Here is a 26,959-nt window from a genome sequence, read left to right as displayed (position 1 = left end):
CCGTCATGAACGATCACGAGGTGGCCGCGTGCTTGGCGGCCGAGGCGGGAGCACTGTTGCTGCGGATCCGGGATCAGGGCGGTGCGGCCGGTGACCAGCAGTCGAACGCGCTGTTGCTGCGCCGGCTGGCCGAGCTGCGGCCCGAGGATGCGGTGCTCTCGGAGGAGAGCGCCGACAACCCGATCCGGCTCGAGCGCGACCGGGTCTGGATCATCGATCCGCTCGACGGCACCCGCGAATACGGTGAACCCCCGCGCGAGGACTGGGCGGTGCACGTGGCCCTCGCGGTCGGCGGTGTCGCCACGGTCGGCGCAGTCGCCTTGCCCGCCGCCGACCTGGTGTTGCACACCGGCGAGCCGCCACGGCCCGCGCCCGTGAGCACAGGGCCGATCCGGTTGGCGGTATCGCGCACCCGGCCGCCGACATGTGTCGATCTGCTGGTGGACAAGCTGGGCGCTAAGACCGTGCCGATGGGCTCGGCCGGGGCCAAGGCAATGGCGGTGGTCCGCGGTGATGTCGAGGTCTATGCCCACTCGGGTGGCCAGTACGAGTGGGATTCGTGCGCGCCGGTCGCGGTCGCGGCGGCAGCGGGCCTGCATGTGTCCCGGCTGGACGGGTCGCCGCTACGCTACAACCAGCCCGACCCGTACCTACCCGACCTGCTCATCTGCCGCCCGGAGCTGGCCGACACCGTGCTCGCGGTATTGCGCGATCGGTGAACACCTGAGCGAGGCATCTACTCGATGGAAGGCTCATGCTCACCCAGAGCGTGAGCCTTTCTCGTTTCGTGGTGCGCGGACCGGGTGCCACGGATGGGTTTGCGGGGGAACGGATCCGACCAAAGTAGGACCCGAGTAGCGACCACGGGGCGATGCCATGGATGGGGGAACCGCGCAGAATCTCTGGTGCGGTCGTCACTGCAAGGATTCTGTAGGGAAACTCTCAGCGGCAACGGATTTGATGCACAGGTGCCGATGTGAGGGTAGTTGCGAGATCTAGAGCTACCCGGGAATGGAGAAGACTGTGCGCGCGACGTTTCCGAGCTCCGTCACGGTGCCGACACCGGATGCCGGGCAGGACTACCCCGGGTGGACGGTCACCGAAACGGCCAATGGCGTTTGTCTGATCACTGACCAGCGGATACAGGCCGTCGAGCTCACTGGCGCGCTGGCCGCCGGGGTGCGCAGGTTCCTGCGGGCGAACAACCTGTCCGGTCCGGTCATCGAGATTCCGGGTGCCGAGCGCCGCGAGATCCACTTGGTTGTCGGCGCTGCCAGGGCCGCGATGGCGATCGAAGCGCTGCGCGGTGCCGGAGCGATCGTCCACGTCGACGGCGCTAGCATCCCGCTGCCGCCGACCAGGCTGTCGACCGGCTCGGCCTGCTGGGGGATTTCGCCTGGCGAATCCCGTTGGGTGCCACCGGTAGTCGCGCTCGCCGCCGCGGTGCGCGCCACCGAAACCTGCCGCAGATCCCACCGCACCGGCATGGCCTGCTGACGATCGGCTACTGGATGGTGGACTCCAGCAACACCCCGGCGGCCACCACCACAGCGGCGGCGAGTGCGGCGCGTAGCAGCACCGTCAGGTAGCCGACAGGGGTGCGGCGGCCGCGTTGCCAGGCGACCTGAGCGCAGACACAGACCACACCGGCGAGGGTGGCCAGCAGGTGTATCCAGGTGAAGAACCCGAGCAAAGCGATAAACCGCTCCGACAGCGGTGGAGTTTCCGGTGGGAGATTCACGACCTGGGCAAGAATCGGAGCAAAGGACATGTCGGCTCTCCTTCATCGCTCGACCCGACCGTGCAGCCGACCGCACACTTCGGAGAACTTCTGGCAATCTGTCAGCAACTACATGCTACCCGTCAATCGCGAACAAAAACCATGTGCTCGTCGGCTTCCATACCGCGCCGATGTCGAGGTCGGTAGTCAGCTCGCGGTCCATCCCGACCAGGAGGTGACGTCGATGGCGATCACGGGACCTGGCGGGAGCTGGGTCCGGTATACCGGGTAGCGGGCGGTCAATAGATGCAGGGCTCGTTCCGCCTCGGAGTTGCCTGCGAGGCGGGCGACGCCGTCCGCTCTGGTCCACCACAGTTGGGTCCAGTCGTCGTGGTAGCGGTCGGCGAGGACGGTGACGGCGGGGTTCGCGGCGATATTCGCTAAGCGGCGCAGGGCGGTCGTGGTCTTCGGCTTCGCGTCGACCGCGGTGTAGATGGTGTCGTCGGCGACCGCGAATACGATCGGTACCAGGTGTGGGCGCAGATCCGGGTAAACGGTGGCGAGCCGGGCTACCCGTTCGGCCATGAACCGGTCCCGGGCTGTCTGCGGATTCAGCCGCATCGCACCTCCGATTGTGACTGGTCGCACAACTGATTCGGTACGACGCCGGTCCCCCGCAATCCTATTCTGCTCGGTCGAGGAGGCGTGCACGATGGCCCGACGCAAGCGCATGGTCGTTGCGTCGGAGGTCCGTGAACTCCTCACTACTTCGGCAGATCTCCGATACGTGACCATCCGGCCACGGCGGTGACCATTACCGCGCGGTTCGATGACGGGCGCGTCGAGAGCCAGACCATCGCGAGTTGCGGCGGCTGGCGTGGGTGGAACGGGCCGGTACGGGCCACCACGATGACCGGCACCACCGCGGTGCTGACCAAAAGCCGGAACATACTGCCCGTCTTGCCATCTGATCCACTCGGTGTCCGGTCCTGGACCTGGACTGACAGTGGCTGGGGGGATCCACCATCAGTCGCAGCAATCACACTTGTGTGCAACGGCTTCGGATGGCGCCGCCGCGGCAAGTGGTGTCGCGCAGCATGTGTCGCCGCGCCAGGCGTTGCGGCCTTCCTTGACGGCGATCGCCGCGATCACCAGTGCGGCGATCGGATCGGCCCAGGACCATCCGAAGAAGCTGTTGAGCAACAGGCCCACCAACAGGACCGCGGACAGATAGGTGCACAGTAGCGTTTGCTTGGAGTCGGCGACCGCGCTCCGGGAGCCGAGTTCGCGACCTGCCCGGCGTTGCGCGTAGGACAGCGCAGGCATGATCACCAAACTCGCCGCGGCCAAACCGATTCCGATCGGTGAATGTGCGGCTGCACCCAGCCCGAGCAGCGCACGCACCGCATCGACGGCGACATACAGCGCTAACGCGAAGAACGAGAACGCGATGATCCGCAGGGCGAGCTTTTCCCGCGCCTCGGGGTCACGAGCCGAGAACTGCCAGGCGACCGCCGCCGCGGAGGACACCTCGATGACCGAGTCGAGGCCGAAGCCGATCAGCGCCGTTGAGGAGACCCGCGCTCCCTCGGTCAGCGCGATCACCGCCTCGATCACGTTGTAGCCGATCGTCGCGGCAACGAGGAACCGGATCCGTCGCGAAAGAGCCTGTCGCCGTTCGGGAGTCGGCGTGCTCGTGACGATCGGCAGCGCGGTCATCAGCAGCACGCCTCGGCCGCGGACTCCGGGCAGCAGGCCGGATCGACCGCGAGAACCAGGCCGATCAGATCGTCGAGGGCATGCCCGATCCGCGGATCGGCGAGCTCGTAGCGGCTGCGGCGGCCCTCGGGCACGGCGACGACCAGCCCGCAACCACGCAGGCAGGCCAGGTGGTTGGACAGGATCTGGCGGGAGACGCCGATCCGGTCGGCGAGCTCGGACGGGTAACTCGGCGCACCGCGCAGGGCGAGCAGGATCTGCGAGCGCGTCGAATCCGACAGGGCGTATCCGAAGCGGGACAGCGCGTCGCTGTGCACCAGTATGGCCATGGTTCTAACGATACAGATATTTCTGTATTCATGACAGTCTGTACAGCGCCTATTGCGAGGCCTGCCGGGCCGTCAGAAAGTCGTCGACGATGCGGGCGCAGTCGGCGTGTTCGATGCGTTTGAGGCCGGCGAGCTTGGCGGTGAGGATCGGGCCGACGAGTTGCAGCAGTGCGAGGTCGGGGTCATAGTCGCCGAGTTGTGCCGCGGCATCGGGGTTTCCGAGGATCTCGTCGAATGGGGCGCGATGCTGTTCGATGAAACGCTGACGCAGGGCGGCCACCGCGGAGTCCTGATTCGTGGCCTCGGCGCTCAGCGTCAGCCAGGCCAGCGTGGTGAGCTGCATCGGCACCTCGTCGATGAGGGTGGCCTGGTGGTGCAGCAATTCGATGAGCCGGGTGCGCAGCGGTCCGTTAGTGGGTGCGGCCGCGGGCGGTGGCAGTAGCCGGTCGAAAGTCGCGGCGAGTAGTTGGGTGCTGCTGTCGAAGTGGCGATAGAGAGTCGTGCGGGCGACCTTCGAGGCGCGTGTCACCGCATCGATGGTGACCGCATCGATGCCGCCAGACAGTAGTAATTCGGCCGCCGCATCCAGCAATCGGTTGCGGGACCGTATCTTTCGCGGATCTTCGAGTTCCTGGTCGGGCATGGCGAGCGGAGTCTATCGCAACACGATGGCCATATGCTACTGATAGTAGCGTAGCGATACCGATAGTATCGTTTTGCCGTGAGAGGAGTGCGCGATGGACACGGCTGAGGTCCTGGAATCACCGCGACTGCCCCGATCCCTGTGGTGGATGCTCACGGTGTCCTGCCTGGCAGTCGCGCTGGTGATCGCGTCTATGGCGGCGCTGTACACGGCCCTGCCGAGTATCGCGGTCGATATCGGTGCCGGTCAGGCGCAATTGACCTGGATCGTCGACGGTTACACCCTGGCGCTGGCGTGTCTGGTACTGCCCGCGGGCGCGCTCGGGGATCGGTACGGGCGGCGCCGGGCGTTGATCGTCGGCTTACTGGTGTTCAGTGTCGCCTCGGTGCTGCCGCTGCTGGTGGCGGACCCGATTGTGCTGATCGCGGCGCGCGCGAGCGCGGGTGTCGGCGCGGCCCTGATCATGCCGTCGACACTGTCGATCATGACCGCAGGTTTCCCGCCATCGGACACCGGTCGCGCGGTCGGCATCTGGGCGGGCATCGCCGGCGGTGGCGGTGTGCTCGGCATCATCGGGTCCGGGGCGTTGCTGCAATGGTGGTCGTGGCACTCGATTTTCGCCGCATTGGCGGGGGCCGGAGCGGTCCTGCTGGTGATCGCGTTCACCCTGCCGGAGTCGCGGGAAGCGGACCGGCCGCCGCTGGATCCGATCGGATCCGCGTGTGTCGCAGTCGGTCTCGGACTGGCTGTGGTCGGCACCATCGAGGCGCCGCTGCGAGGCTGGCTGGATGTCGGCGTGCTCGGATTGTTCGCGGGCGGCGCGGTGGCCCTGGTGACGTTTGTACTGGTCGAATTGCGGTCGGAGCATCCACTGCTCGATATCCGGCTGCTCGCGCTGCGCGGATTCGGTTCCGGCGCCGCGTCCATCACCATTGAGTTCCTCGCGATATTCGGCGTGTTCCTGCTGCTCGTGCAGTATCTACAGTTGGTGCTGGGCTACAGCGCACTGCAGGCGGCCACTGCGATGGGGCCGATGATCGTTCCGCTCGCGGCGATTTCGGTGGTGGCGCCCTGGCTGGCCGATCGGATCGGGCCGCGGGTGGTGATGTCCGCAGGCATGGTCATTCTCGCCGGCGGTCTGTTCGCCGCCAGCCGATTGGACGGTGGAGCAACCTATCTGGATGTCCTCTGGCCACTGTTGATCATGAGCGTCGGAATCGGGCTCGGTATGGCACCACCGACCGCTCTGATCATGACCGATACGCCCATGGCGAAGCAGGGGGTCGCGGCCGCGGTCAATGACGCCGCCCGCGAACTGGGCGCCGCGATCGGGATCGCGGTGGCGGGCAGTGTGCTCGCCGCCGGCTACCGCGCCCGCATCGAGCCCGCGCTCCCCCGGCTGCCCGAACCGGCTCGCGGCCCCGTCTCCGAATCCTTCGCCGCCGCACTGGAGCTGGCCGATCGCTCGGGTCCCGTCGCACAACCACTCCGTGAGTTCGCCGAGGCCGCCTTCGTCCACGGCATTTCGCAGGCGGCGTTCGTGCTGGGCTGTGTGGTCCTGGTCGGCGCGGTGCCGATCGCCTGCTGGGCACCCGGCCGCAAGCGCGGGTGACTTCGAGCGGGGCCCGTGCTTTCGGCGGTCCGGTCGCTGGTCATCGGCAAGGATGGTTCCATGACCAGCCATGTGCTCGCGATCGATCTCGGCAAGACCGGTTGTCGTGGCTCGCTGCGTGTCGACGGCAGCCAGACCGGTTATGCGCAAGCCCCTGGTGCGCCGGGGCTGGCGCATGCCGTGGGTGTCGCCGAGGCGGAACGCGCGATCCGCGCGGTCATCGACCAGATGACCCCGGCGCGAGCACCTTTCACGCTGTCGGTCGGGGCGGCCGGTGCCGCATCGGCCCCGGAAGCCGCCGCATTCCTGGCCCGGCGGCTGGCCGAACTTCCGGGGGCGGCCGCGGTCGCCGTGACCTCCGATGCCGTGACCGCGCATGCCGGGGCGCTCGGTGGATCGCCGGGCGTGGTGCTGACGATCGGTACTGGAGCCGTTGCGACGGCGGTCGACGATGCCGGGCGGTTCACCAGAGTCGACGGCTGGGGACCGCAACTCGGCGACGAGGGCAGCGGTGGTTGGATCGGCCTCGAAGGCCTGCGCGCCGCGCTGCGCTGCCACGACGGTCGTGGTCCACACACCATCCTGGCCGACAAGGTCGGCGAACATTACGGGATCGGTTTGGATGCGCTGCCGAAATACCTTGGCGAACAGGATAATCCGGCCCTGGTCGCGGCCAGCTTCGCTCCTGTCGTGGCCGCCGCAGTGGACGCCATCGCGGCGGCGATCATGGCCGCTGCCGGACGAGCGCTGGCCCGCACCGTCCATGCCGCCATCGAGCGGTCCGGAATGAGCCCGCCGGTACCCTACGCGATCACCGGCGGACTCACCGAACTCGGTGCACCGCTGTTGGCGCCGCTCGACCAACAGATCGGGCATGTGATCAATCGCCGCGACCCGCTCGGTGATCCCATCGACGGCGCGGCCCTACTCGCCCTCGACCCGACCACCGCGCTCGAGGTGCTGGTCACCCGAATCGTCTGACAATCATTGACAGAAGTGATGTGACATCTGACACTTACTTGCATTCCGTCCGTCGCGTCACCGGGGAGCTGCGTTGAACGCACTCGATCTCGCCGTCATCGTCGTCTATCTCGTCGCCGTCGCATGGATCGGTCTTCGCCTATCCGGAAAGCAGAAGTCCAGCAGCGACTATTTCGTCGGCGAGGGCCGAATGCCGTGGTGGACGGTGTGTTTCTCGGTGGTAGCGACCGAAACCAGTGTGCTCACCGTCATTTCGGTGCCGGGCGGCGCGTACACCGATCAGGCATTCGGCAATGTCGAGCTCGCCATCGGATACATCATCGGACGCACGATCGTGGCAATCGTATTGATCCCGCTGTACAAGCGCGGCGGGTTCGTCAGCGCCTACCAGTACCTCGAACTGCGCTTCGGCCGCTACCTGCAGGGCGTCGCGTCGGTGACCTTCGTCTTCACCCGGCTGCTCGCCGAGGGCGTGCGATTGTTCGCCTCCGCGATTCCGATCAAATTGCTGCTCAGCGAGTTCGGGCTCGACTTCGGCTACGACGCGATCATCCTGGCGCTGACCCTGCTGACCGTCATCTACACCTACCTCGGCGGCATCAAGGCCGTGATCTGGACCGACGCACTGCAGATGGGTCTCTACCTCGCCGGTGCGCTCATCGCGATCTGTGTGCTCACCGGTCACGTCGGGGCCTCCGGATGGTCGGATGCGTTGCACGCGGGCAAGTTCCGTATCTTCGATACCGATTTCGGCGTCGCGCATGTCCTTACCAATTCCTTCGCGCTTCCGACCGCGATCATCGGCGGCGCGATCTTCGCGATGGCATCCCACGGCTCCGATCAACTGATCGTGCAGCGCATTCTGGCGACGCGGTCGTTGCGTGACAGTCAGCAGGCGATGATCGGTTCTGGCGTCTTCGTCGCCATCCAGTTCGCGGCGTTCTCTCTGGTGGGGGTGCTGCTGTGGTCCTATAACGGCGGTAAGACGGCCAAGGAACTCGGGCTGACGAGCGCGGACAGCCTGTACCCCAACTTCATTCTGCACGGGCTGCCGGTGGTGATCTCCGGTTTGCTCGTCGCCGGAATCCTGGGTGCGGCAATGGGTTCGCTGTCCTCTGCCTTGAACTCGATGGCGAATTCGACGGTCGCCGACATCATCCGCAGCTTCTCGCGCCGGACCCTGGCCGACGCCACCCTGCTGCGACTCGCGCGCGTGATGACACTCGTGTGGGCTGCGCTGATGGCGCTGTTCGCGATGGGCTTCAGTGCGACGACGGGCAATGTGTACCTGACGGCGCTCACCATCGCCGGGTACACCTACGGCGCGCTACTCGGGGCGTTCCTGCTCGGGCGACTTGTCGCGCGCGCCAACCAGTTCGACGCGATCGTGGCGTTCATCGCCACGGTGATCGTGATGACGTTCGTGGTGCGGGTCATCAAGATCGACGTCACGGTCGCGGGCAAGACGGTCGAAAAGGGTATCGCCGCACAGTGGCTCGTGCCGATCGGGGTGATCGTCACCCTCGTCGTCGGCGGGATCGCGAGCCTGTTTCATCCGGCGGCCGCACCGGAGGAGCCGGAACCGATCGAGGCGGTGGTGTAGTGCGCGTCATCGGGTTGATGTCCGGGACGTCGCACGACGCGATCGACGCCATCGGTGCGGAGATCATACTGCGGGACAGCACAATTCACGTGCGAATCGTCGGACAGCTCAGCCGAGCGTATCCCGAAGGGCTGCGTACCGAACTCGTGGCTGCCCTGCCGCCGGGGTCGGTCGACATGGGCACCGTGTGCCGTCTGGATACCGCCATCGGTCAGGCCTTCGCCGCGGCGGCCGACGCGGCGGTGCACGAGTTCTTCAGTGGCAGTGCCGATCTCATCGCCTCGCATGGACAAACGGTGTACCACTGGGTGCGTGACGGTACGACCCACGGCACGCTGCAACTCGGTCAGCCCGCATGGATCGCCGAGCGCACCGGAGTGCCGGTCGTCAGCGATTTCCGCTCGCGCGATATCGCGGCGGGCGGCCAAGGGGCCCCGCTCGTCGGCCTCTTCGACGTATTGTGGCTGGCCGGGCGCCCCGGGCGGGCGGCCGCGCTGAATATCGGCGGGATCGCCAATGTCACCGTCACCGGTGCGCAGCCGGTCGCCTTCGATACCGGCCCGGGGAACGCGCTCATCGACGCCGCTGCCGATATGTGCATCAATGGTGTTGAGCATTTCGATCGGTCGGGACTGCGCGGCGCCCGTGGGACGATCGACACGGAGTTGCTGGAAGTCCTTCTCGCGGAGCCCTATTACCGCGCGGCGGCACCGAAGACCACGGGGAAGGAGCTGTTCAACCGCGCCTACCTGGAGCGCGTGTTGCGCGGCCGTGCGATATCCGCCGACGATATTGTCGCCACTGTGACCGCGCTGACCGCACGCACCATCGCCGACGCACTCGCGCCGCTGCACCCCACCGAGGTCATCACCTCGGGCGGCGGAACCCGCAACCCCACGCTGATGACGATGCTGGGCGAGCAACTGCGGTCTGCGACACTGCGCACCTCCGACGAACTCGGTCTGCCCGCGGCGGCCAAGGAGGCCACCGCATTCGCCGTGCTCGGCTTCCTCACCGCGCACGGCCTCGCGGGCAGCCACTCCGCGTGTACCGGAGCGACCCGAGCGACGGTGCTCGGGTCGATCACCCCCGGAGCAGTCGGGCTCACCCTGCCCGCCGCCCCCGCCACCCTGCCCCGACGACTCACGCTGGCCGGGTGAACCATGCCCGAAGGTGACGACGTCCGCACGCGCCTGCTGGCAGCACTGCCGCGGCTCACGCCGACCGCGCTGCGGGTCGCGCAGGTGATCCGGCACGACCCGGCCGCCGCCGCGCAACTGACGGTGAGTCAGCTCGCGGAACGGTCGACGACCAGCACCTCCGCAGTGGTGCGGCTGGCCAAAACGCTCGGCTACGAGGGCTATCCGCAGCTGCGACTGGCATTGGCCGCGGTCGGCGGCGATGAGGGGGTGCCGGTCTTCGCCACCGATATCGATGCCGACGACGAACTGTCGAAGGTGCTGCACAAACTCACCGCCTTCGAAACCGAGGGGATGGTCGCGACCGCGGAACTCGCCGACCCGGCGACCATGGAGGCCGTCGTCGACGCACTGGTGTGCGCACGGCGCGTGCTCCTCGTCGGGATCGGCGCGTCCGGACTCGTCGCGATGGATATGGCGCAGAAGCTCACCCGGATCGGGATGTGGTGTGGCGCATGCACATCCGAGGATGACGCGCTGGTACAGGCGAGTCTGCTGCAGCCGGGCGATGCGGTCGTCGCGTTCTCGCATTCCGGGGAGACCGCCGCCATCGTCGAAGCCGTGCGCCGGGCCGCCGACGCGAGCGTGACGACGGTCGCCGTGACGGCCGGAACGCAGTCCCGACTCGCGAACTTCGCCGCAAGCACCGTCCTCGTGGCCGGACGCGAAGACGGATTCCGTTCTGCCGCAATGGCGAGTCGCATGAGCCAGCTCTTGATCGTCGACGCCTTGTATGTCGGTGTCCTGCAACGCACGCCGTCGGCGGCAAAAGCCCTGCGCCGTACGTACGAGGCGGTGGCCGATCGTCGAACCAAGGAGGTCGAATGAAACACCCTCGGGTTTCGTCATGCCGCGCGGCAGCGGTAGCACGGTGAACGACATTGGTTCGCTGACAACGGAGGCGGCGAATCCGCGCACCACCGCACTCGACTCGATGCCGATCGAGGAGCTACTGCGCACCATGAACGCCGAGGATGCGGGCGTGGCTTCGGCTGTGGGGCAAGCGATTCCGGACATCGCGCGAGCGGTCGCGCTGATCGTCGAGGCGCGGCGACGCGGCGGACGGTTGATCTATATCGGCGCGGGCACCAGCGGCCGACTCGGTGTGCTCGACGCGGTGGAATGTCCGCCGACCTTCGGCACCGATCCCGGCGAGGTGCTCGGGATCATCGCGGGCGGACCGGACGCGTTCATGCGGGCGGTCGAGGGCGCGGAGGACGATCCCGCCCGTGCCGCCGCAGATCTATCCGCTGTCGGGCTCACCGCCGACGATGTGGTCATCGCACTGGCCGCCAGTGGACGCACCCCCTACGCCATCGGCGCATTGCGGCACAGCCGATCGATCGGTGCCGCGACGGTCGCGATCTCGTGCAATCGTGCTGCCGAAGCGAGTGCGCACGCCGACGTGGGCATAGAAATCGATACCGGCCCCGAGGTTTTGACCGGCTCGACCCGATTGAAGGCGGGTACGGCACAGAAGATGGTGTGCAATATGCTCTCCACCGCCGCGATGGTGCAGGCGGGCAAGGTGTACGGCAACCTGATGGTGGATGTGCGGCCCACCAACGCCAAACTCGTCGACCGGGCTCGCCGCATCATCGCCGAGACGACCGGAGCCGATTCGGCGACGGCCGCGGCACTGCTGGAGGCCGCCGACGGCCACGTGAAGACCGCCATCGTCATGCGACTGGCCGGAGTCGACGCCCCCGGGGCCCGCGAACTACTGCGTGACGCAGACGGATTGGTGCGTGACGCCCTCAGCTAATACTCGGGCGTCCGCGGAATCAGTTTGCCGAGCGCCACCGCCTCGACCACCGCATCCGCATCGGCGGCCCGGCATTCCTCGCCGTACACCGCGCCATCGCGGCGTGGGGCCTCCCGCTGCGGACCCTGCTCTTGCTTGCACGGTCGAATCCTGCTCCCATTACGCTCAGTTCTGCGCACCCGCAGAAACGATGTGTCGGCAATTCGGAGGCACCATGCTGTCGCTGCAGGAGATTTCGGACCGCCTGGAGATAACGGACCTGATGGTCCGCTACTCGCACGCGGTGGACACCCAGCAGTGGGATCTGCTCGACGAGATCTTCACCGCGGACGCGCATATCGACTACTCGGCCATGGGTGGTGCGGTCGGGGATCTCGAATCCACCAAGAAGTTCCTCGCCACTGTCATGCCGAATTTCCTGGCGTTCCAACATCTGATCAGCAACTCCTCGATCACGGTCGAGGGCGATATCGCCACCGGGCGCACGATGTGCCACAACCCGATGCTGGTTGCCACCGGCGAAGGTAAGCAGAGCCTGATGCTGTGCGGACTCTGGTATCTCGACACCTTCGTGCGCATCGAGGGGAAATGGCGGATCCAGCGGCGCGTGGAGGAGAAGAGCTTCATGTTCGTCGCGCCGGGCACTGCCTGAAACGCATCGAGGCTCCCAGATCCGGGAGCCTCGACAGCGCAACGTTCAACTGGTCACTCGTGCTGGCATTTGTCCCCGCCACACGAGCACGATCCGCCCGCCTGACAGCCGCACTGGCAACTGGGACCACATTCACAGGGCAGAACCATCGCAAAACCTCTCCGAAGTAGGGATTGCCGCCTGAGAACACCACCGAGATATAGCCGGAAAGTATAACCAGGCGTTAAGGCGTTGCCCTCTCAGCCCGTCTTCCGCGCTACGGCGAAGATTCGGCGGAACGGCAGCCACGGTGATGACGACATCGGCGTCCGGCGCGGGACGCCAATCCTCGACCGTGCCGAGCGTGGCATCGATGCCGAGACTCCTTGCCGCGGCGACCATTTCGGGCGAGGAGTCCGAAGCCTCGATAATCGCTCCGGGCCACCGCTCGGCCAGCGATGCGGTGAGATGTCCTGGTCCACATCCGAGATCCACGACACGGCGCGGACTTTCGGCGGCGATGCGGCCCAGCAGATCGAAGAACGGGCGCGAGCGATGGTCATCGAAGGCCAGGTACTTCTTGGGATCCCACATCGGCAGCTCCAAGTCGATTCAACCAAACCGTACGTACGTACGGTATTCCTGATGTCCCGGTTCGGGCAAGAGGTCAGGAATTTCGAGCGCGGCGCGGTGGTTGGTGCGGAAAACACGGATGGGAGTGCAATGAACGATTTCAACGCGCAGGTGATCAATGAGTTCCGCGCCAACGAAGGCAAGGTCGGCGGCATGTTCGAGGACGCGCCGATGGTGCTGATCACGACGACCGGCGCCAAGTCCGGCCGCCAGGTCACCAGCCCGCTGGTGTATCTCCCGGACGGCGAGCGCATCGTGCTCATCGCCTCCAATGGTGGGGCCGACAAGCATCCGGCCTGGTACCACAACCTGCGCGCGAATCCGGAGCTCACCGTGGAGATCGGCACCGAGAGCTACCCGGCGAAGGCCGAGGTGGTGATCGGCACCGAGCGCGACGAACTGTACGCGCGGATGGTCGAGATCATGCCTGGCTTCGGCGAGTACCAGGCGAAGACATCCCGGTTGATTCCGGTACTCGCGCTATATCGCCAGGCGGCGTAGCGGCTGCGCGAGGGAATGCGGCCGGCCCGACCCCGCGTTCGGGCCGGCCGATAGCACTGCGCTGAACCGGATATCGGTTTGCTCAGGACTTCTCGCCGAACCAGCGGCGCAGCGCGTCGCTCAGTCCGTCACGCGCGCCGAAATCCGCAGCCCAGGCCACATAACCGTCCGGCCGGACCAGCAGCGCGGAAAGCTCCCGTGGCGCAACCGGTTTCGCTGTCACCACGCGAACGAGATCGGACCAGGGGGCCACGATCGCCCGGAGTTCCGTGGAATCGGCCAGATCCAACAGGACGGCCCGACCATCGGCGAAGTGCTCGCCGAGCCGACTGCCGTCGGAGAGCTCGATATCCGGTGTGGCCGCACCGATGAGGTCGTGTCCGGCGCCGAGGTCGTAGCGGTGCAGGACGCCGGAGATCTTCTTGAAGATCTCGGTGCTGCCCTCCCGCGTGGCGAGCAGATCGGTGACCACGGCCCGTATTGCCTTGCTGCGCTGGTCGAGTCGCATCAGCGCGATCTGTGCGCGGGTCCACTCGAGCACCCACGCGCCCACCGGATGCCGTTCCAGGGTGTAGGTGTCGAGCAGGGATTCGCGCGCGACGCCGCGCACCACGGCGGCCAGTTTCCAGCCGAGGTTGACCGCGTCGCCGACGCCGAGGTTGAGGCCCTGCCCGCCGAACGGCGAATGCACATGGGCCGCATCGCCGGCCAGCAGGACCCGGCCCTTGCGGTATTCGGTGACCTGGCGGGTGTTGTCGGTGAACCGGGTCGCGGAGTGGACGGCGGTGATCTCCACCGGCACACCCGATACCGCGCGCAGGCTGGCCTGCAACTCGGCCGCGGTCACCGGGGCGGTGCGGTCGGCGGGCGGGCCGTCGAGCTCCACGGTCAGGACCCGTCCCGGTGTCGGGCCGTTGACATAGATTCCGGTGTCGGTGCAATTCCAGCCCGGCTGCAGCGCCTCGGCGCCGGTCATCTCGACGATCGCCTGATGTCCGGTGATCTCCGGGTCCAGACCGGGGAAGTCGAATCCGGTCAGTTTGCGGACCGTGCTGCGGCCGCCGTCGCAGCCGACCAGCCAGGCCGCGCGCACCGTGCTGTCGCCGAAGTGGACGGTGACGCCGGTGCCGTCGTCGTCGAAGTCGGTCAGCTCGACGCCGCGCCGAATCGGCACCCCGAGTTCGACCGCACGCCTGGTCAGGATCGCTTCGATCCCCTGCTGGGGCACCAGCACCGCCTCGGCGGCCGGGCCGAGATCGGCGAAAACCGGGTCGTCCCGGTCGATCTCGGGCATGCTGAGCATGATGCCGGCGAAATGACCGGCGATCGGCAAGCGCTGGTTGCCCGTCTGTGCGGGCGGGAACATGCCGGCGGCCCGGATGCGCTCGACCACCGCATTCTGCTGTTCGACCAGGTCGGGCAGCAGCCCGCGGCGATAGAGGGCCTGCGCCGTCGGCACATTGATCGCACCGGCCTTGAGGGTCATATCGGGTTCGGTCAGCCGTTCGACGACCAGCACCTGTGCGCCGCCGAGGCGCAGCTCGCACGCCAGTATGAGCCCGACCGGTCCGGCACCGGCGACGACCACATCGAATGTCTCGTTCATGAACCCGACTCTGCCGCCCGGCAATTGCGGCAGTCTTGCGTCGACTTGCGTGCGCCTTGCGTCCAACCAACCGATGGTGGCCGCGCCGATCTCGCGGTCGGTCCGCGACAGCGCCGCGCGGTCCGCTGGAGGTACAGGCGCCTTAGGTCTGCGACGTGCTCGATTTCATGGTCTTTCGGCGGCGGGGCGTAGACAATCGAGTCGGACGAAGGAGTCTCATGGAACCGATTGTTTCCGTCACCGGCGGCAAGATTCGCGGCCGGACGACCGCCGGAGTGAGCGCATTTCTCGGAGTGCCCTACGCGGCCGCGCCGGTCGGACCAGCGCGGTTCCGGCTGCCGACGCGAGTGCCGGACTGGCCGGGTGTGCGCGATGCGCTCACCCATGGCGCGACCTGTGTCCAGTCGCCCTATGCCCCGCCGATCCACGCGCTGATCGGCAGTGACGGGATACCGGGCGATGAATATCTGAACGTCAACGTGTGGACGCCGGATCCCGGCGGCTCGGGGCTGCCGGTCATGGTGTGGATTCACGGCGGTGCGTACACTCGTGGTTCCAACGCCAGGGCCATCTACGACGGCGCGGGGTTCGCGCGCGATGGGGTCGTGCTGGTTTCGATCAACTATCGGCTCGGGATCTCCGGATTCGCGGCGGTGGCGGACGCGCCGCTCAATCGCGGAGTGCACGATCAACTGTTCGCGCTGCGGTGGGTGCGGGAGAACATCGAAGCCTTCGGCGGGGATCCGAACCGGGTCACGATATTCGGTGAATCCGCGGGCGGGATGAGCGTGGCGACGCTGATGGCTTCGCCGCTGTCCAAGGGGCTGTTCCAGCAGGCGATTGTGCAGAGCGGCAACGGATCCGCGGCGGTGCGGGTCGAGGATGCCCGCAAACTCGCCGGTGAGTTGGCTGGTCGGCTCGGGATCAGCGATACGGCGGACGATTTCGGACGCCTCGGGCCCGATCAGCTGCGTATCGCGCAAGACGCGCTCGCGCTCGAATTGATGAGCGATCCGGATCCCGCGCGCTGGGGTGCCTCGATCATCGCCAACGGGTTGGGCATCATGAGTCTGCTGCCGGTGATCGATGGCGAGGTGCTCGAGGACAGGCCGGTCGATGTGCTTGCCGCGCAACCCGACCGGGCCGTGCCCTTCATCGTGGGCTGCACTGCCGAGGAATTCCGGTTCTTCACGGTTCCGACCGGAATCGCTGCCGGGATCACCGCGGACACATTGCCTTTCGTCCTCACTCGCTATGGCATCGACCCCGCGCTCGCGGATATCTACGGTGCGAATCGTCCGGCCGCGACGCCCGCGGACGTCTTCGCCGCGATCATCACCGACCGAGCGTTCCGGTCCGACACTCTGCACCTCGCACGATCGAATGCCGCCGCGGGCGCACCGACCTACGCGTATGAGTTCGCGTGGCCGTCGGGGATCGATGGTCTCGGTGCTTGTCACGTACTCGAGGTGCCGTTCGTCTTCGACGCGCTCGCCGGTGCGCACGCGCTGACCGGGCCAAACCCGCCGCAGTCGCTGGCCGACGAAATCCATTCGGCGTGGGTCGCTTTCGCCGAGCACGGTGATCCTGGGTGGCCGCGCTACGAGTCGGATACGCAGTTGGTGCAGATCTTCGATAGTCCGAAATCGGCGCCCGTGAGCAATCCGCGGGCGGACGAATTGGCGGCGCTGCGGAAGTCGGTGTCGTAAGCGCGTGCGTGTGCCTGGGGATTGCGCCGATCACCGGTTGTCGATCAGCCTGGTCTTAACCAGTCGGGTGGTGGGCGAGCGTGGCGGAAAGGGTTGTGGCGGAGGAGCGAAGGGCTGCGCGGGCCGCGACGACGGCGGGATGACCACCGGTGCCGCGCCGATAAGCGAGGTGGGTCTTGCGTCGGGTCGGCAGTGCTGTCAACACGACGTTCGGCGGTGGGGTGAGTGCGCCGAGTTCCGGAACCAACGCGACGCCCTGTCCGGCGGCCACTAGAGCCAGGACGGTGCTGAAGTCGTCGACGTGGTGGCGGATCCGCGGTGTGAATCCCGCGGCCTGACACGCTCGGATCGTCATGGTGTGACAGAGCGTGCCGGGCGTGCCGACTATCCAGGAGCCATCGCGATGCTCGGGCAATGGGGTGGCGGTCAGGGCCGCCAGGTAGATCGTCTCCTCCAGGAGTGGTTCGGTGTCCAGGGCCGGATCGGGCTCCGCGGGCACGTAGTCGTATTCCTGGACCAGTGCGACATCCAGGCTGTCGGTCCGTAGCGCATCCGGGACGGTGGCCGGATCCAGCTCCGTCACCAGCAGTTCCAGTCGCGGGTGGGCATGGCTGAGGGCGACCAAGGCCGGGGACAGCACCGTGGCGACCGCCGTCGGGAAGGCACCGATGCGCAGTGTTCCGGTGAGTGTGGCGCGAGAGGCGGCGAGGTCGGCTGTGGCCTGCTCGAGCGACGCGAGAATCGTCTCCGCGTGATCGACCAGCGTGAGTGCCGCGGGCGTCAGCGTGACGCGTCGCCCGGTCCGCTCGAGCAGCGGCACACCGGCTTCCCGCTCCAGCGCGGCCAACTGTTGCGAGACCGCCGAGGGCGTATAGGACAGTGCCTGCGCGACCGCCGCGATCGTCTTACGGTGGGCCAGTTCGCGCAACAGCCGCAGCTTCCGAACATCGAGCATCAGCTCAGCTTATGCTCACCCGAAGAAACGTGAACTGGACCTGAAGTATCGCCGCGCGACATCCTGAGAATCATGACGCTCACCGGCCTCTTCGTCCCCCTGATCACGCCCTTCACCGCCAGCGGCGAGCTGGCCGCCGACGCGCTGGCGAGCCTGGCCCACGAGGTCCTCGACGACGGCGCCACGGGCATCGTCGCCCTGGGCACCACCGCCGAAACCGCCACCCTCACCCCCGAAGAACGCCGCCGCGTCCTCGACATCTGCGCCACCGTCTGCCGAGAACGCAACGCCCCCTTGATCGCCGCTGCCGGCACGAACTCCACCGCCGCCTCGATCGAAGCTCTCGCCGCCCTCGGTGCCACCGTCACCGCCGCGCTCACCGTCGTCCCGTACTACACCCGCCCCTCCGAAGCAGGCGTCCTGGCCCACTTCCGCCAGTTGGCCGCCACCAGCCCGATCCCCCTCATCGTCTACAACGTTCCGCACCGCACCGGACGCACACTCAGCCCCGATACCCTCCACGAACTCGCCCGCACCCCCAACATCATCGGCTTCAAACACGCCGTCGGCGGCATCGACGACACTACCATCACCCTGATGAGCACCCTCCCACCCGGGGTCTCGGTCCTAGCGGGCGACGACCTGCACGCCGCCCCGCTCCTGGCCCTCGGCGCATCCGGCGCCATCCTCGCCTCCGCGCACCTGGCAACCTCCGCCTTCGCCACCCTGATCACCCTGTGGCGCAACGGCCCCCTCCCCGAAGCCCGCCAACTCGCCCACCGCCTGGCCCCCCTCGCCGCCGCTCTCTTCGCCGAACCCAACCCGGCAGTCATCAAATCCGCCCTCGCCGCCCAAGGCCGCATCCCCACCCCCACCGTCCGCCTCCCCCTCCTCTCCGCCTCCGCCTCGGCAACCACCGCCGCCCTCGAAACCCTCACCCACCTCCAAACCCCCACCCCTGCCTGATCCGCACCCCAGTGCACCCCTGGTCTCCAATTGCTATGCACCACCGCTGGATTCACCCACCCCCGATAACATCCTCATAAATCCGATCGACAATCGCCGCCACGCTCCGGCTGACATCGATCCGCATCTCATCCACAAACGGCTGGTGGGGTGGGAGTGTCGGAATTTTTGTGGGCAGAACGGTGAATTGTCCTGCTAGTTTCCGGTTATTCGCTCACCGTAGAACAGGGCGAGCGTGTTGAGTATATCCTTCCATCCGCTGATCTTTCCAGTGATATTTTGCCTGTTTTTCAGTGGGTTCCTGACGACCAGATAGAGTACTTTGAGCGCGGCCTGCTCGTTGGGGAAATGTCCACGCCGTCGGGTCGCTTGCCGGAACCTGGCGTTCAGGCTTTCGATCGCGTTCGTGGTGTACACGAGTTTCCGAATCGGTGCCGGGAACCTGAGGAACGGCGTGAATTGCTCCCAGCTGTTGCGCCAGACAGCGATCATGGCCGGATATTTTGGCTCCCATTCAGCGGCGAACTCAGCGAAAAGGGATTCGGCAGCCTCAACCGTGGGTGCGGTGTAAATGGCGCGCAGTTCTGTGGTGATCTGGCTCCAATATTTTCGTGAGCTGTATTTGAGGCTCGCCCGCACGAGGTGGACCACGCACTGCTGGACATCAGCCAACGGCCAGGTGTCATTGATCGTCTCGGGCAGTCCCTTGAGCCCGTCACAGCAGACGATCATGACGTCGGCGACCCCGCGATTACGCAGTTCGCCGAGGACACCGGCCCAATGCTTAGCCCCCTCGCCGCCGGTGCCGACCCACAGGCCCAGCACGTCCCGCTCACCGGCCAAGGTGACACCGACCGCCACGTAGACCGGCCGATTCACCACTCGACCATCCCGGATCTTGACGAAAATAGCATCGATCAGCACCACCGGATACACGCGTTCCAACGGCCGTGACTGCCATTCATTCATTTCATCGACCACCTTATCGGTGATCTTCGAAATCAACTCCCGCGAGACCTCCACATCATAGATCTCCGCCAGATGCTTCTGAATCTCTCCGGTCGTCAATCCTTTCGCATACAACGAGATGATCGACTCGTCGAAACCCTCCACCCGCCGGGAATGCTTCGGAACCATCTTCGGTTCGAATTCCGAATTACGATCCCGCGGCACATCGATCCGCACCGACCCGACATCGGTATGCACCGTCTTCTGCGACCGCCCGTTACGGTGATTCCCGTCCCCACGGACCGGCTGCGCACCCTTGGAATATCCGAGGTGCTCGTCCATTTCAGCATTCAAAGCCGTCTCCAGAACGGTTTTCGTGATCTGGGACAGCAAACCACCTGGCCCGGCCAGCGACACCCCTTCTTTCCGCGCCTTATCGATCAATTCCTGTGCGATCCGGACATCCAGACCGTCCGCTGCCGACCGCTCCCCGGCCGCCGGCGTCGACTCCTCCGACACGATGATCCCTTCCGCTGAGACAGGCCGCCTCAGCCTCTCCGATCACCGTCCCGCCCACAAGATCTCAGACAGTCCCGGTGGGGTGGCATTCACGCGTCGGTTCCAGGAAGGACTAGTCGAGCAGACGCCAACTCCATGTGGTGGAGAGCTCCAGCGGGTCGCCGGCGGTTACCGGGCGGGGGTGGGTGTTGAGGCCGTTGGGTGGGCCGGATTGGGGTTCCACGCAGGCGGCTTCGGGTTTTTCGTCGAAGACGACCACCCATTGGGCGGGACTGGTGATCTTCAGTTCCAGCGCGTGGGGCCAGGTCAGGGTGACGGTGGTGCCGTCGGGCATGCCGAAGCAGTCGTCCCACGGGCCGGGTTCCGGGGTGATGTGACGGCCGGTGGGGAGGTAGTTGTCGCCGCGTTCTTCTTGCCAGGCGGGGGTGAAGTCGAGCTGGATTTCGTTGCCGGAGTCGAGGTTTCGGCGGAACCAGGGGTGCCAGCCGACCTGCGCGGGGAACGGCTGTCCGGTAGTTTCGACGCGCATGGTGAGGGTGAGCGAGTCCTCGGTGAGTTCGATCAATTGGGTGACTCGGCCGGGATAGGGCCACGGTTCTGCAAGGTCGACGGTCAATGTGGCGGACGATTCGTCGACGCTGACTACACGCCAAGCCGCGTCGCGGCCGGTGCCATGGATGGCGTGTGGTTCCGCGTTGATGGGCATTTGGTGGACTGCGCCACCATTGCGGAACTGGCCAAGCTCCATCCGCCCACACCACGGCACCATCGGAAACGCGCCATAGCGAGGCCCTTGCCGCAACAGCTCCAGATCACTGATCCGCAGGCTGGTCAGCCGCCCGCCGTTCTGCGGATCAACGGTCAGCTCCGCCTTCCCCGCAGTCAGCGAAACAGTGGAATTGCCTTGATCAGCCATGAACGCTCCTCCGGCGGTGAACTGGTCCACTACGACACAGTGCCACGGTGCGACCGGTAACGATGACCGACACCATCGAACACCCACGCGATTGCGTTCGAATTCACCCGATCCAGTACCGACGAATCAACCTGCCGTCGTTCCAGGCCTCGATCGAATCGAGCGCGCCGCCGCAGGACTCGATGATGTGCGCGGAGGCGGCGTTGGTGTCGTCGCAGGTGACGAGGATTCGGTTGATGCCGAGCTCGTGGGCGAGGGGAATGCTGTTGCGCAGGATCGCGGTGCCATATCCGCGACTGCGGTATTGACGCAGGACCGCGTACCCGATGTGGCCGCCACGGCGCGCCAACTCAGGGTTGAGGTTGTGCCGGATCGCGGCTCTGCCGATGATCTGTTCGCCGAGGGTGGCGACCAGATAAGTCTCCGGGACGATGCCCAGTGGCAAGTCGGTACCGCTGCGGCGGTTTGCGCGGGTCGACAAGTATTGCGGCCAAGTCATTCCAGGATCGAGCCCGAGTGCGAAGTCGAAGCCGTGATCCGCCATCGCCGCATGTGCCGCGCGGACGACACGCTCATCCGAAGCGCGGAGAGTACGTAGGAGCACGCTGTCGGTGACTCGGCGTTGGGACATGGGCGACGGTAAGGCTGCAGGCGGATTCCTGTCGACGGAATATTCTGGTGCCAGTTTTCGCAGTCGCCTTCAGCGCCTTTGCCAGTCAGCGACCGGGCCGTGCCATCACCAACCCGGGGCGGTATTACCGGGAGGATCCGCTCTCGATCAGTTCGCGCAGGAAGCACAGAGGGCAGATGGGGTCGAAAGGGGCTGTCGTCTCGGTTCGGGCGGTGAGTGCCGGTTCCAGCGGCATCACGTCCGGGACGGCTGCCGCGATCGCGGGCTGTACACCAATTGCCAGAGAGATCGCTCCGACGGCAATGACCTTCAGCATGGCACGGCTCATGAGATCCTCCACATTTTGAGATGAGCCGTCACGGTATCAAATCCGCCTTCGCGCTCGTTCCGAACTGTAATCACCGCTGACGCGTGGATTCTGTAGTAGCTCAGCGCAATTCGGTCATTCGGTCGAGCAGCGTCGGAGGCCGATGCCGTGGGACAACTGAGTATGTTCGAAAGCTGGATGCTTGATAGGCGAGTTCGTTCGGGTCGAGCGAGGGGCTCAAGGTAGTGGCGGTCGAACCTACGGAGGGATGCGACGGTTTTTGCCGGAGGTGCCGCTGTCGGCAGGGGCCGCTGAGGCCATTTCGCGCGGGGATGAGTCGGTGGATGCGGTCGGACAGGCGTCGCAGTGGGTGCGGGTGGAGCGCAGGTAACGGCGCCTTACGTGGCGCGATGATCGCAGGCATGCTTGGGTTAGGGCAGTTGGACTGTCCGTTGGAAACGTGAGGTGGCGCATTTGCTGGATAAGGTGCGGGGCGTGTCGTTCGTCCAGCCGGTCCTGGACCGCATTCCGGAGCCGTATCGCTCGTATCTGATCGAGCGCCGTGAGCTGCTGAAGTTCGCGGTGGTCGGCGGGATCACCTGGTTCATCGATACCGGCATCGTGTACGCGCTGAAACTGACCGTGCTCGGCGAAAAGCCGCTCACCGCGCGGGTGCTCGGCGTGCTGATCGCCACCATCGTGTCGTATGTGCTCAACCGGGAGTGGTCGTTCCGTACCAGGGGTGGCCGGGAACGGCATCACGAGGCCGCACTGTTCTTCGCCATCAGCGCGCTCGGTATCGGTGTCACCCTGTTACCACAGGCGGTTGCGCTGTATGTGCTCGATATCCGGGTGCCGGATGTCAGTCCGGTCACCCAGGCCGTCTCGAATTTCATTACCGGCCAGATCCTCGGCGTGCTGCTCGCGATGGCGTTCCGGTATTGGGCGTTCCGCCGGTATGCCTTCCCCGACGATCTCGTCGAATCCGAGCTCGAACCGCGTTAGCGTCCTTACCTTCGAGGTAATTGACCCCGAACCTCGCACGGACCGAAGATCGCCGGTATGACACAGATCGGCGTCCTGCTACCCAGCCGTGAAACCTGGATGACCGGCGCCCACGATGCCGCCGGATTGGTCAGGTTCGCGCGCGCCGCCGAGGCTGCCGGGTTCGACTCGGTGTGGATCGGTGATTCCCCGCTGGCGCGAACCAGGGTCGATCCGCTGCCGCTGTTGGCTGCGGTCGCCGCGACCACCTCGCGGGTACAGCTCGGCACCGCCGCGTACACCGCGACCTTGCGTCACCCACTGCTCGGCGCGCACACCGCCGCCACGGTCGACCAACTCAGCGATGGCCGGTTGATCCTCGGCCTCGGCGCGGGATTCCCGGTGCCCGAGAGCCGCGACGAATTCACCACTCTCGGTGCGCAGTTCGACGAACGTGTCGGCCGACTCGACGAGACGGTCGCCATCTGGCGGCAGAGCTGGTCCGGTGCAACCGATTTCGACGGCCGCTACTGGAAACTCGACGACCTGTCCCGCACGCTGCCCGCCGCGAGCCCGGCCGGTCCCCCACTCTGGCTGGCAAGCAGCGACACGCCGCGCGTCCTGGACCGGGTGGCCCGACACTACGACGGCTGGCTGCCCTTCCTGCCGGATCCCGATGCCTACGCCCGCGCCTGGACCAGCATCCGAGAAAAGACCACTCGCCCTATCACCCCCGGCCTCTATGCCACCATCAACATCAACCCGAACCCGGCCGCCGCACGCGCCGAACTAGACGGCTACGTCCGCCAGTACTACCGCCGTTCCTTGGCCGAAATGTCCATGATCCAAGCCTATTTCGGCGGGTCGGCCGAAGAATGCGCCCAGTGGCTCGGCCGCTACCTCGACGCCGGTGCGGCACACCTGGTGCTGCGCATCGGCTCACTCGACGCCGACCGCCAACTGGACCTGCTCGCCGCCGCCCTGCTCCCCACGCACCAGGCGGCGTGAACCTCAGGCCTTCTGCTGGGCGAGCTGAATCAGGTTGCCGCACGTGTCGTCCAGCACCGCGGTCACCACCGGCCCATGGTCGAGTGGCTCCTGGGTGAACCGCACGCCGAGCCCCCGCAGGCGCTCGTGCTCGGCGTACAGATCGTCCACAGCGAACGACGTAAACGGAATCCCATCCTCGACCAGCGCCTTTTTGAACGGCCCGGCCGCCGGATGCTCATCGGGCTCGAGCAACAGTTCGACACCGTCCGGTTCCTGCGACGACGTGACCGTCAGCCAGCGATGTTCACCGAGCGGAACATCGTTCTTTCGCACAAAGCCGAGGATCTCGGTATAGAAGCGCAACGCCTTGGCCTGGTCGTCGACGAGCACACTCGTGATGTTGATGCGGATCATGATTCCTCCTGAAGCCAGCGGTCGGTGAGCCGCCGCAGTGGTTCTCGATTCAGATGGTGGAACTTGTACCGGCCGTCCCGGCGCGTGGTCACCAGACCGGCGGCCGCCAGCACGTCCAGATGCTGCGAGACCGCCTGCCTGCTCGAGGTGAGCTGGTGGCCCATGGTGAGCCGGGTGCACAGCTCGAACAACGTCTGACCGTCGCGATCGGCCAGTTCGTCGAGGATCGCGCGCCGCGTTGGGTCGGCCAACGCTTTGAAGACATCGCCGCCCGCCGCCCCGGTGCTCACCTACTCACTATAGGCAAGTATCTACTTGCCTATCAAGTCCGGCCGCTTAGAATTGCCGTGCGGCGAATATGGCAGAGCCCGAGCTAGATTGGGTGAATGAGCTATGAGTTCGTGGTGTTGCCCGCGGGAGCGGCAGCATCGCCGGGGGACGTACTTGCCTACTTTCGATCGCGGCGCGGACAGCCCGCGGATGACGATCTGTACCGCACGGTCATTGCCGGACTACACGGATGGAACAGCCGAATTCCGGCCTCCGCACCACACGCCAGGCTGCGGATCGAGGCCGCCGGAGATTCCGTGCGGGTAACCGCCGCCGACAGCGTGGACCGGCGCCGAACCCGAGGATCCGCGATGGATTACGCGGCGCCGCGCATTCGCGAGTTCATCGAAGCGCTCATCACTGGTTTCCCGTACGAACTCTACGATGCGCGAACGAATACCTTGACCAGCCCGGAAATTCGTCGCTATGTTTCGGTCGACATGGGCGGTGAACGCAGATATTCCTCGCTGACCCAACGCGATGTTTTCGACTGGGTCCGGCAACTTCATCTGTTGGTCGCCACTCCATTCCTGATCCTGGAAAAACGGAATGCCGCCGACAGTTTCATTCGGACCCACCGCAACTCCCCCAGCGACTACACCCTCGAACTGCACCACCCGCTCCGCGGCCAACGACTGGGCACCACGATGACCGACGGCGCGACGGTCGCCCAGCTCCTCTGGGACTGGGCCGGCGACGAGTGGAGCCGACTCGACCGGGTCCAGTGGGAGCCCTTGGGCGACTGAGCTATTCGCCTACGACGAATGTCCGGGCAATACGCACACCGCATCCAGACCGAGCACGTGATTGAGCCGGCCGAACGCCAGCCAGGACCCGATGCTCATACTCAGCTCGACGATCTCGGTCTGGCTGTACTGCGCCCGCATGCGATCCCAGAACTCTTCGTCCAGATTGTGGTGGTCGGTGGCGTAGCGCTCGGCGTATTCCGCGGCCAGCCGAGTTCGCTCGTCGAACAGTTCGGTAGTGCGCCAATTGGTCACCGCGTCCGCGAATTCCGGCTCCACCTTCTGCCCGTCGCGCTCGGTGCGCCAGTCCAGGCAGAAGATGCAGCCATTGATCTGAGCGATCTTCAGTCGCGCCGCCTCGAATTCGCGCAGCCCGAGGGTCGAATGCGAGTACACCGATAACGAGAAGTTCGAGGCGGCCAGGCCGATACCGGGCACCATTTCGCCCCACACGTAGCCGATCGGGTCCTTGCCCTCGGGAATATCGATGATCATGGCTGTTTCCTTCCGAGCTTGCCGACTGCGGGGCGCAGTGGGACATCGAGCGCGTCATAGAGTGCGGGTTCGGCGTCGACGAGCCAGTCGATGGCATTGACCAGTCGCCCGACCGCGGTGGCATTGCCACCGGCAGAACGGTTTCCGTCTTCGTCGGAGGCCTCGATGGTGATCTCGATGCGCGGGTGGCCCTCGATGATCACGCGGTGCGCGCCCTCGCCGTCGGGCGGCATCGGCCAGTCCGGGGCGCAGGAAGCATGGATCCGAGTGACGTGTTCGATGACGATCCGAGGCTCACCCTCGACGATCCCCTGCACCTCGAATCGCACCGCACCCTGTGTGCCCGCTTCGAAATCACCCATCCGCGCGGTGCCGACCGTGGCGTCGAGCGCACGCCGGTCCAGGGTTTCCCGGATCTCGTCGAGTTCGACACCCAGCGCCCGCGCCAGCAACCGAATCTGGCCACCCCACACCATGGTTGGTATACCCGGCGCCACCATCGGCGGCAGGTAGTCCATCGGCTGACCCATACCGACCAGGTACCGGACCGAATCGGGTTGGTCATAGGTGGTGTAGTCGAAGATCTCCTGACAGCGGATCGCGTCGACCGTGCTGCCGAGTCCGCTCATCAGCAGCGGCAGCACATCATTGCCCCAACCGGGATCGACACCGGAGACGAACAGCGATCCGCCACCCGTCGCGATGGCGGCCAGCACCGGATCGCGCACCTCGGGTGGAGCGCTGCGCGGATCGTAGAGCGCGTAGAGCGCGGGAGTGACGACCACCGCCCCCGCCTCGATCGCCCTGACTATGTCGGCGAGCGCGTCGTCCGGGCGGATATCGCCGGAGGCCGCGTACACCACCGCCCGCGGCCCAGCGGCGAGCGCGGCCTCGATATCGGCGGTGGCGGTGACACCGAGGTCGTAGTCGAGCGCCGCCAGCGGGCCCGCGTCGCGGCCGACCTTATCGGGATTGTGGACGAGCACGCCCGTGAGCTCTAGCGCCGGGTTGGCCACGACAGCGCGAATGGCCGCGCGGCCGACATTGCCGGTGCCCCAGACGATCGTGGGGATCATCGAGTGAGCGTAGCAAGCGCTTGGTTTGGTG

At 66.1% G+C, this 26,959-nt stretch carries 32 protein-coding genes and 1 pseudogene; 15 read left to right on the top strand and 18 right to left on the bottom strand.

Annotation, left to right across the window (positions count from 1 at the left end; genetic code table 11):
* The first annotated feature begins 5 nt into the window (after positions 1–5).
* Positions 6–719, top strand: a complete 714-nt coding sequence (locus OG874_RS13475; protein ID WP_330255469.1) for a 3'(2'),5'-bisphosphate nucleotidase CysQ — start codon at positions 6–8, stop codon at positions 717–719.
* Between the two features lie 304 nt (positions 720–1,023).
* A complete protein-coding gene (locus OG874_RS13470) occupies positions 1,024–1,497 on the top strand; it encodes a hypothetical protein (protein ID WP_330255468.1) in 474 nt (157 codons plus the stop codon).
* Positions 1,498–1,504: 7 nt separating this feature from the next.
* Here the strand turns inward: OG874_RS13470 and OG874_RS13465 are convergent, their stop codons facing one another.
* The 6 genes from OG874_RS13465 to OG874_RS13440 form a co-directional block, all read right to left on the bottom strand.
* Entirely contained in the window at positions 1,505–1,771 is a 267-nt protein-coding gene (locus OG874_RS13465; RefSeq protein ID WP_330255467.1) for a hypothetical protein, read from the bottom strand.
* 156 nt (positions 1,772–1,927) lie between these two features.
* Positions 1,928–2,341, bottom strand: coding sequence for a TIGR03668 family PPOX class F420-dependent oxidoreductase (locus OG874_RS13460; RefSeq protein ID WP_330255466.1), 414 nt, complete (start codon positions 2,339–2,341; stop codon positions 1,928–1,930).
* 143 nt (positions 2,342–2,484) lie between these two features.
* Positions 2,485–2,670: a hypothetical protein gene (locus OG874_RS13455; RefSeq protein WP_330255465.1), complete on the bottom strand. Its 186-nt coding sequence runs from the start codon at positions 2,668–2,670 to the stop codon at positions 2,485–2,487.
* 76 nt (positions 2,671–2,746) lie between these two features.
* Positions 2,747–3,439 (bottom strand): cation transporter, encoded by a 693-nt coding sequence (locus OG874_RS13450; RefSeq protein WP_330255464.1) that lies wholly within the window; start codon positions 3,437–3,439, stop codon positions 2,747–2,749.
* Positions 3,439–3,768 (bottom strand): ArsR/SmtB family transcription factor, encoded by a 330-nt coding sequence (locus OG874_RS13445; protein WP_330255463.1) that lies wholly within the window; start codon positions 3,766–3,768, stop codon positions 3,439–3,441. The genes OG874_RS13450 and OG874_RS13445 overlap by 1 nt, the downstream gene beginning before the upstream one ends.
* 49 nt (positions 3,769–3,817) lie before the next feature.
* Positions 3,818–4,411 (bottom strand): TetR/AcrR family transcriptional regulator, encoded by a 594-nt coding sequence (locus OG874_RS13440; RefSeq protein WP_330255462.1) that lies wholly within the window; start codon positions 4,409–4,411, stop codon positions 3,818–3,820.
* 94 nt (positions 4,412–4,505) lie between these two features.
* On the opposite strand from OG874_RS13440, the gene OG874_RS13435 reads away from it, so the two are divergent.
* From OG874_RS13435 to murQ, 6 genes are all read left to right on the top strand, one after another.
* Positions 4,506–6,023 (top strand): MFS transporter, encoded by a 1,518-nt coding sequence (locus OG874_RS13435; RefSeq protein WP_330255461.1) that lies wholly within the window; start codon positions 4,506–4,508, stop codon positions 6,021–6,023.
* Positions 6,024–6,083: 60 nt separating this feature from the next.
* Positions 6,084–7,004, top strand: a complete 921-nt coding sequence (locus OG874_RS13430; RefSeq protein WP_330255460.1) for an N-acetylglucosamine kinase — start codon at positions 6,084–6,086, stop codon at positions 7,002–7,004.
* Positions 7,005–7,077: 73 nt separating this feature from the next.
* Positions 7,078–8,607, top strand: coding sequence for a sodium:solute symporter (locus OG874_RS13425; RefSeq protein ID WP_330255459.1), 1,530 nt, complete (start codon positions 7,078–7,080; stop codon positions 8,605–8,607).
* Entirely contained in the window at positions 8,607–9,767 is a 1,161-nt protein-coding gene (locus OG874_RS13420) for an anhydro-N-acetylmuramic acid kinase (protein ID WP_330255458.1), read from the top strand. The genes OG874_RS13425 and OG874_RS13420 overlap by 1 nt, the downstream gene beginning before the upstream one ends.
* 3 nt (positions 9,768–9,770) lie before the next feature.
* Positions 9,771–10,634, top strand: a complete 864-nt coding sequence (locus OG874_RS13415) for a MurR/RpiR family transcriptional regulator (RefSeq protein ID WP_330255457.1) — start codon at positions 9,771–9,773, stop codon at positions 10,632–10,634.
* A gap of 19 nt (positions 10,635–10,653) precedes the next feature.
* On the top strand, positions 10,654–11,571 hold the full coding sequence (gene murQ, locus OG874_RS13410) for an N-acetylmuramic acid 6-phosphate etherase (protein ID WP_330255456.1): 918 nt from the start codon (positions 10,654–10,656) through the stop codon (positions 11,569–11,571).
* On the opposite strand, the gene OG874_RS13405 is transcribed toward murQ, so the two are convergent.
* Positions 11,568–11,750 carry a hypothetical protein gene (locus OG874_RS13405; protein WP_330255455.1) on the bottom strand — a complete coding sequence of 61 codons (183 nt, stop codon included), beginning with the start codon at positions 11,748–11,750 and terminating at the stop codon, positions 11,568–11,570. The two genes, murQ and OG874_RS13405, sit on opposite strands and share 4 nt — an antisense overlap.
* A gap of 35 nt (positions 11,751–11,785) precedes the next feature.
* Between OG874_RS13405 and OG874_RS13400 the strand changes: the two genes are divergently transcribed.
* Positions 11,786–12,223: a nuclear transport factor 2 family protein gene (locus tag OG874_RS13400; RefSeq protein WP_330255454.1), complete on the top strand. Its 438-nt coding sequence runs from the start codon at positions 11,786–11,788 to the stop codon at positions 12,221–12,223.
* A gap of 276 nt (positions 12,224–12,499) precedes the next feature.
* Here the strand turns inward: OG874_RS13400 and OG874_RS13395 are convergent.
* A pseudogene (locus OG874_RS13395) lies at positions 12,500–12,796 on the bottom strand (methyltransferase domain-containing protein); the annotation flags it as partial.
* Between the two features lie 129 nt (positions 12,797–12,925).
* Between OG874_RS13395 and OG874_RS13390 the strand changes: the two are divergent.
* A complete protein-coding gene (locus tag OG874_RS13390; protein WP_330255453.1) occupies positions 12,926–13,336 on the top strand; it encodes a nitroreductase family deazaflavin-dependent oxidoreductase in 411 nt (136 codons plus the stop codon).
* A gap of 82 nt (positions 13,337–13,418) precedes the next feature.
* Here the strand turns inward: OG874_RS13390 and OG874_RS13385 are convergent, their stop codons facing one another.
* On the bottom strand, positions 13,419–14,942 hold the full coding sequence (locus OG874_RS13385) for an FAD-dependent monooxygenase (RefSeq protein ID WP_330255452.1): 1,524 nt from the start codon (positions 14,940–14,942) through the stop codon (positions 13,419–13,421).
* Between the two features lie 218 nt (positions 14,943–15,160).
* Between OG874_RS13385 and OG874_RS13380 the strand changes: the two genes are divergently transcribed.
* Entirely contained in the window at positions 15,161–16,651 is a 1,491-nt protein-coding gene (locus OG874_RS13380) for a carboxylesterase/lipase family protein (protein WP_330255451.1), read from the top strand.
* 55 nt (positions 16,652–16,706) lie between these two features.
* On the opposite strand, the gene OG874_RS13375 is transcribed toward OG874_RS13380, so the two are convergent.
* A complete protein-coding gene (locus tag OG874_RS13375; protein WP_330255450.1) occupies positions 16,707–17,606 on the bottom strand; it encodes a LysR family transcriptional regulator in 900 nt (299 codons plus the stop codon).
* Between the two features lie 72 nt (positions 17,607–17,678).
* Between OG874_RS13375 and dapA the strand changes: the two genes are divergently transcribed.
* Positions 17,679–18,572 carry a 4-hydroxy-tetrahydrodipicolinate synthase gene (gene dapA / locus OG874_RS13370; RefSeq protein WP_330255449.1) on the top strand — a complete coding sequence of 298 codons (894 nt, stop codon included), beginning with the start codon at positions 17,679–17,681 and terminating at the stop codon, positions 18,570–18,572.
* Positions 18,573–18,767: 195 nt separating this feature from the next.
* On the opposite strand, the gene OG874_RS13365 is transcribed toward dapA, so the two are convergent.
* From OG874_RS13365 to OG874_RS13350, 4 genes are all read right to left on the bottom strand, one after another.
* Positions 18,768–20,039, bottom strand: a complete 1,272-nt coding sequence (locus tag OG874_RS13365; RefSeq protein WP_330255448.1) for an IS256 family transposase — start codon at positions 20,037–20,039, stop codon at positions 18,768–18,770.
* A gap of 112 nt (positions 20,040–20,151) precedes the next feature.
* On the bottom strand, positions 20,152–20,955 hold the full coding sequence (locus OG874_RS13360) for an aldose epimerase family protein (protein WP_330255447.1): 804 nt from the start codon (positions 20,953–20,955) through the stop codon (positions 20,152–20,154).
* A gap of 103 nt (positions 20,956–21,058) precedes the next feature.
* On the bottom strand, positions 21,059–21,586 hold the full coding sequence (locus OG874_RS13355) for a GNAT family N-acetyltransferase (RefSeq protein WP_330255446.1): 528 nt from the start codon (positions 21,584–21,586) through the stop codon (positions 21,059–21,061).
* Positions 21,587–21,710: 124 nt separating this feature from the next.
* On the bottom strand, positions 21,711–21,914 hold the full coding sequence (locus OG874_RS13350) for a hypothetical protein (protein WP_330255445.1): 204 nt from the start codon (positions 21,912–21,914) through the stop codon (positions 21,711–21,713).
* 474 nt (positions 21,915–22,388) lie between these two features.
* Here OG874_RS13350 and OG874_RS13345 point away from each other — a divergent pair, with 474 nt between their 5' ends.
* Together OG874_RS13345 and OG874_RS13340 are read left to right on the top strand one after the other, a co-directional pair.
* Positions 22,389–22,898 (top strand): GtrA family protein, encoded by a 510-nt coding sequence (locus OG874_RS13345; RefSeq protein WP_330255444.1) that lies wholly within the window; start codon positions 22,389–22,391, stop codon positions 22,896–22,898.
* A gap of 57 nt (positions 22,899–22,955) precedes the next feature.
* On the top strand, positions 22,956–23,885 hold the full coding sequence (locus OG874_RS13340; protein ID WP_330255443.1) for an LLM class flavin-dependent oxidoreductase: 930 nt from the start codon (positions 22,956–22,958) through the stop codon (positions 23,883–23,885).
* A gap of 3 nt (positions 23,886–23,888) precedes the next feature.
* On the opposite strand, the gene OG874_RS13335 is transcribed toward OG874_RS13340, so the two are convergent.
* Entirely contained in the window at positions 23,889–24,278 is a 390-nt protein-coding gene (locus tag OG874_RS13335) for a VOC family protein (protein ID WP_330257281.1), read from the bottom strand.
* Positions 24,278–24,571: an ArsR/SmtB family transcription factor gene (locus OG874_RS13330; RefSeq protein WP_330255442.1), complete on the bottom strand. Its 294-nt coding sequence runs from the start codon at positions 24,569–24,571 to the stop codon at positions 24,278–24,280. The genes OG874_RS13335 and OG874_RS13330 overlap by 1 nt, the downstream gene beginning before the upstream one ends.
* Positions 24,572–24,667: 96 nt before the next feature.
* Between OG874_RS13330 and OG874_RS13325 the strand changes: the two genes are divergently transcribed.
* Positions 24,668–25,357, top strand: a complete 690-nt coding sequence (locus OG874_RS13325; RefSeq protein ID WP_330255441.1) for a hypothetical protein — start codon at positions 24,668–24,670, stop codon at positions 25,355–25,357.
* Positions 25,358–25,366: 9 nt separating this feature from the next.
* Here OG874_RS13325 and OG874_RS13320 read toward each other — a convergent pair whose 3' ends face one another.
* Positions 25,367–25,852, bottom strand: a complete 486-nt coding sequence (locus tag OG874_RS13320) for a carboxymuconolactone decarboxylase family protein (RefSeq protein WP_330255440.1) — start codon at positions 25,850–25,852, stop codon at positions 25,367–25,369.
* Positions 25,849–26,928: an NAD(P)H-dependent amine dehydrogenase family protein gene (locus OG874_RS13315; protein WP_330255439.1), complete on the bottom strand. Its 1,080-nt coding sequence runs from the start codon at positions 26,926–26,928 to the stop codon at positions 25,849–25,851. Before OG874_RS13315 ends, OG874_RS13320 begins: the two co-directional genes overlap by 4 nt.
* Between the last annotated feature and the right edge of the window lie 31 nt (positions 26,929–26,959).

The sequence above is a fragment of the Nocardia sp. NBC_00565 genome, from assembly GCF_036345915.1.
In the GTDB taxonomy this organism is placed as follows: Bacteria; Actinomycetota; Actinomycetes; order Mycobacteriales; family Mycobacteriaceae; genus Nocardia.
This window is presented reverse-complemented; position numbering and strand designations above follow the sequence as displayed.

Excerpts from the sequence above, each read along its gene's own strand:
- OG874_RS13355 (WP_330255446.1), bottom strand. The coding sequence starts at position 21,586 with ATGTCCCAACGCCGAGTCACCGACAGCGTGCTCCTACGTACTCTCCGC.
- OG874_RS13380 (WP_330255451.1), top strand. The coding sequence starts at position 15,161 with ATGGAACCGATTGTTTCCGTCACCGGCGGCAAGATTCGCGGCCGGACG.
- OG874_RS13430 (WP_330255460.1), top strand. The coding sequence starts at position 6,084 with ATGACCAGCCATGTGCTCGCGATCGATCTCGGCAAGACCGGTTGTCGT.
- OG874_RS13325 (WP_330255441.1), top strand. The coding sequence starts at position 24,668 with ATGAGCTATGAGTTCGTGGTGTTGCCCGCGGGAGCGGCAGCATCGCCG.
- OG874_RS13340 (WP_330255443.1), top strand. The coding sequence starts at position 22,956 with ATGACACAGATCGGCGTCCTGCTACCCAGCCGTGAAACCTGGATGACC.
- OG874_RS13385 (WP_330255452.1), bottom strand. The coding sequence starts at position 14,942 with ATGAACGAGACATTCGATGTGGTCGTCGCCGGTGCCGGACCGGTCGGG.
- OG874_RS13450 (WP_330255464.1), bottom strand. The coding sequence starts at position 3,439 with ATGACCGCGCTGCCGATCGTCACGAGCACGCCGACTCCCGAACGGCGA.
- OG874_RS13465 (WP_330255467.1), bottom strand. The coding sequence starts at position 1,771 with ATGTCCTTTGCTCCGATTCTTGCCCAGGTCGTGAATCTCCCACCGGAA.
- OG874_RS13455 (WP_330255465.1), bottom strand. The coding sequence starts at position 2,670 with ATGTTCCGGCTTTTGGTCAGCACCGCGGTGGTGCCGGTCATCGTGGTG.
- OG874_RS13315 (WP_330255439.1), bottom strand. The coding sequence starts at position 26,928 with ATGATCCCCACGATCGTCTGGGGCACCGGCAATGTCGGCCGCGCGGCC.
- dapA (WP_330255449.1), top strand. The coding sequence starts at position 17,679 with ATGACGCTCACCGGCCTCTTCGTCCCCCTGATCACGCCCTTCACCGCC.
- OG874_RS13460 (WP_330255466.1), bottom strand. The coding sequence starts at position 2,341 with ATGCGGCTGAATCCGCAGACAGCCCGGGACCGGTTCATGGCCGAACGG.
- OG874_RS13445 (WP_330255463.1), bottom strand. The coding sequence starts at position 3,768 with ATGGCCATACTGGTGCACAGCGACGCGCTGTCCCGCTTCGGATACGCC.
- OG874_RS13435 (WP_330255461.1), top strand. The coding sequence starts at position 4,506 with ATGGACACGGCTGAGGTCCTGGAATCACCGCGACTGCCCCGATCCCTG.
- OG874_RS13360 (WP_330255447.1), bottom strand. The coding sequence starts at position 20,955 with ATGGCTGATCAAGGCAATTCCACTGTTTCGCTGACTGCGGGGAAGGCG.
- OG874_RS13375 (WP_330255450.1), bottom strand. The coding sequence starts at position 17,606 with ATGCTCGATGTTCGGAAGCTGCGGCTGTTGCGCGAACTGGCCCACCGT.
- OG874_RS13440 (WP_330255462.1), bottom strand. The coding sequence starts at position 4,411 with ATGCCCGACCAGGAACTCGAAGATCCGCGAAAGATACGGTCCCGCAAC.
- OG874_RS13350 (WP_330255445.1), bottom strand. The coding sequence starts at position 21,914 with ATGAGCCGTGCCATGCTGAAGGTCATTGCCGTCGGAGCGATCTCTCTG.
- OG874_RS13400 (WP_330255454.1), top strand. The coding sequence starts at position 11,786 with ATGCTGTCGCTGCAGGAGATTTCGGACCGCCTGGAGATAACGGACCTG.
- OG874_RS13390 (WP_330255453.1), top strand. The coding sequence starts at position 12,926 with ATGAACGATTTCAACGCGCAGGTGATCAATGAGTTCCGCGCCAACGAA.
- OG874_RS13415 (WP_330255457.1), top strand. The coding sequence starts at position 9,771 with ATGCCCGAAGGTGACGACGTCCGCACGCGCCTGCTGGCAGCACTGCCG.
- OG874_RS13475 (WP_330255469.1), top strand. The coding sequence starts at position 6 with ATGAACGATCACGAGGTGGCCGCGTGCTTGGCGGCCGAGGCGGGAGCA.
- murQ (WP_330255456.1), top strand. The coding sequence starts at position 10,654 with ATGCCGCGCGGCAGCGGTAGCACGGTGAACGACATTGGTTCGCTGACA.
- OG874_RS13320 (WP_330255440.1), bottom strand. The coding sequence starts at position 25,852 with ATGATCATCGATATTCCCGAGGGCAAGGACCCGATCGGCTACGTGTGG.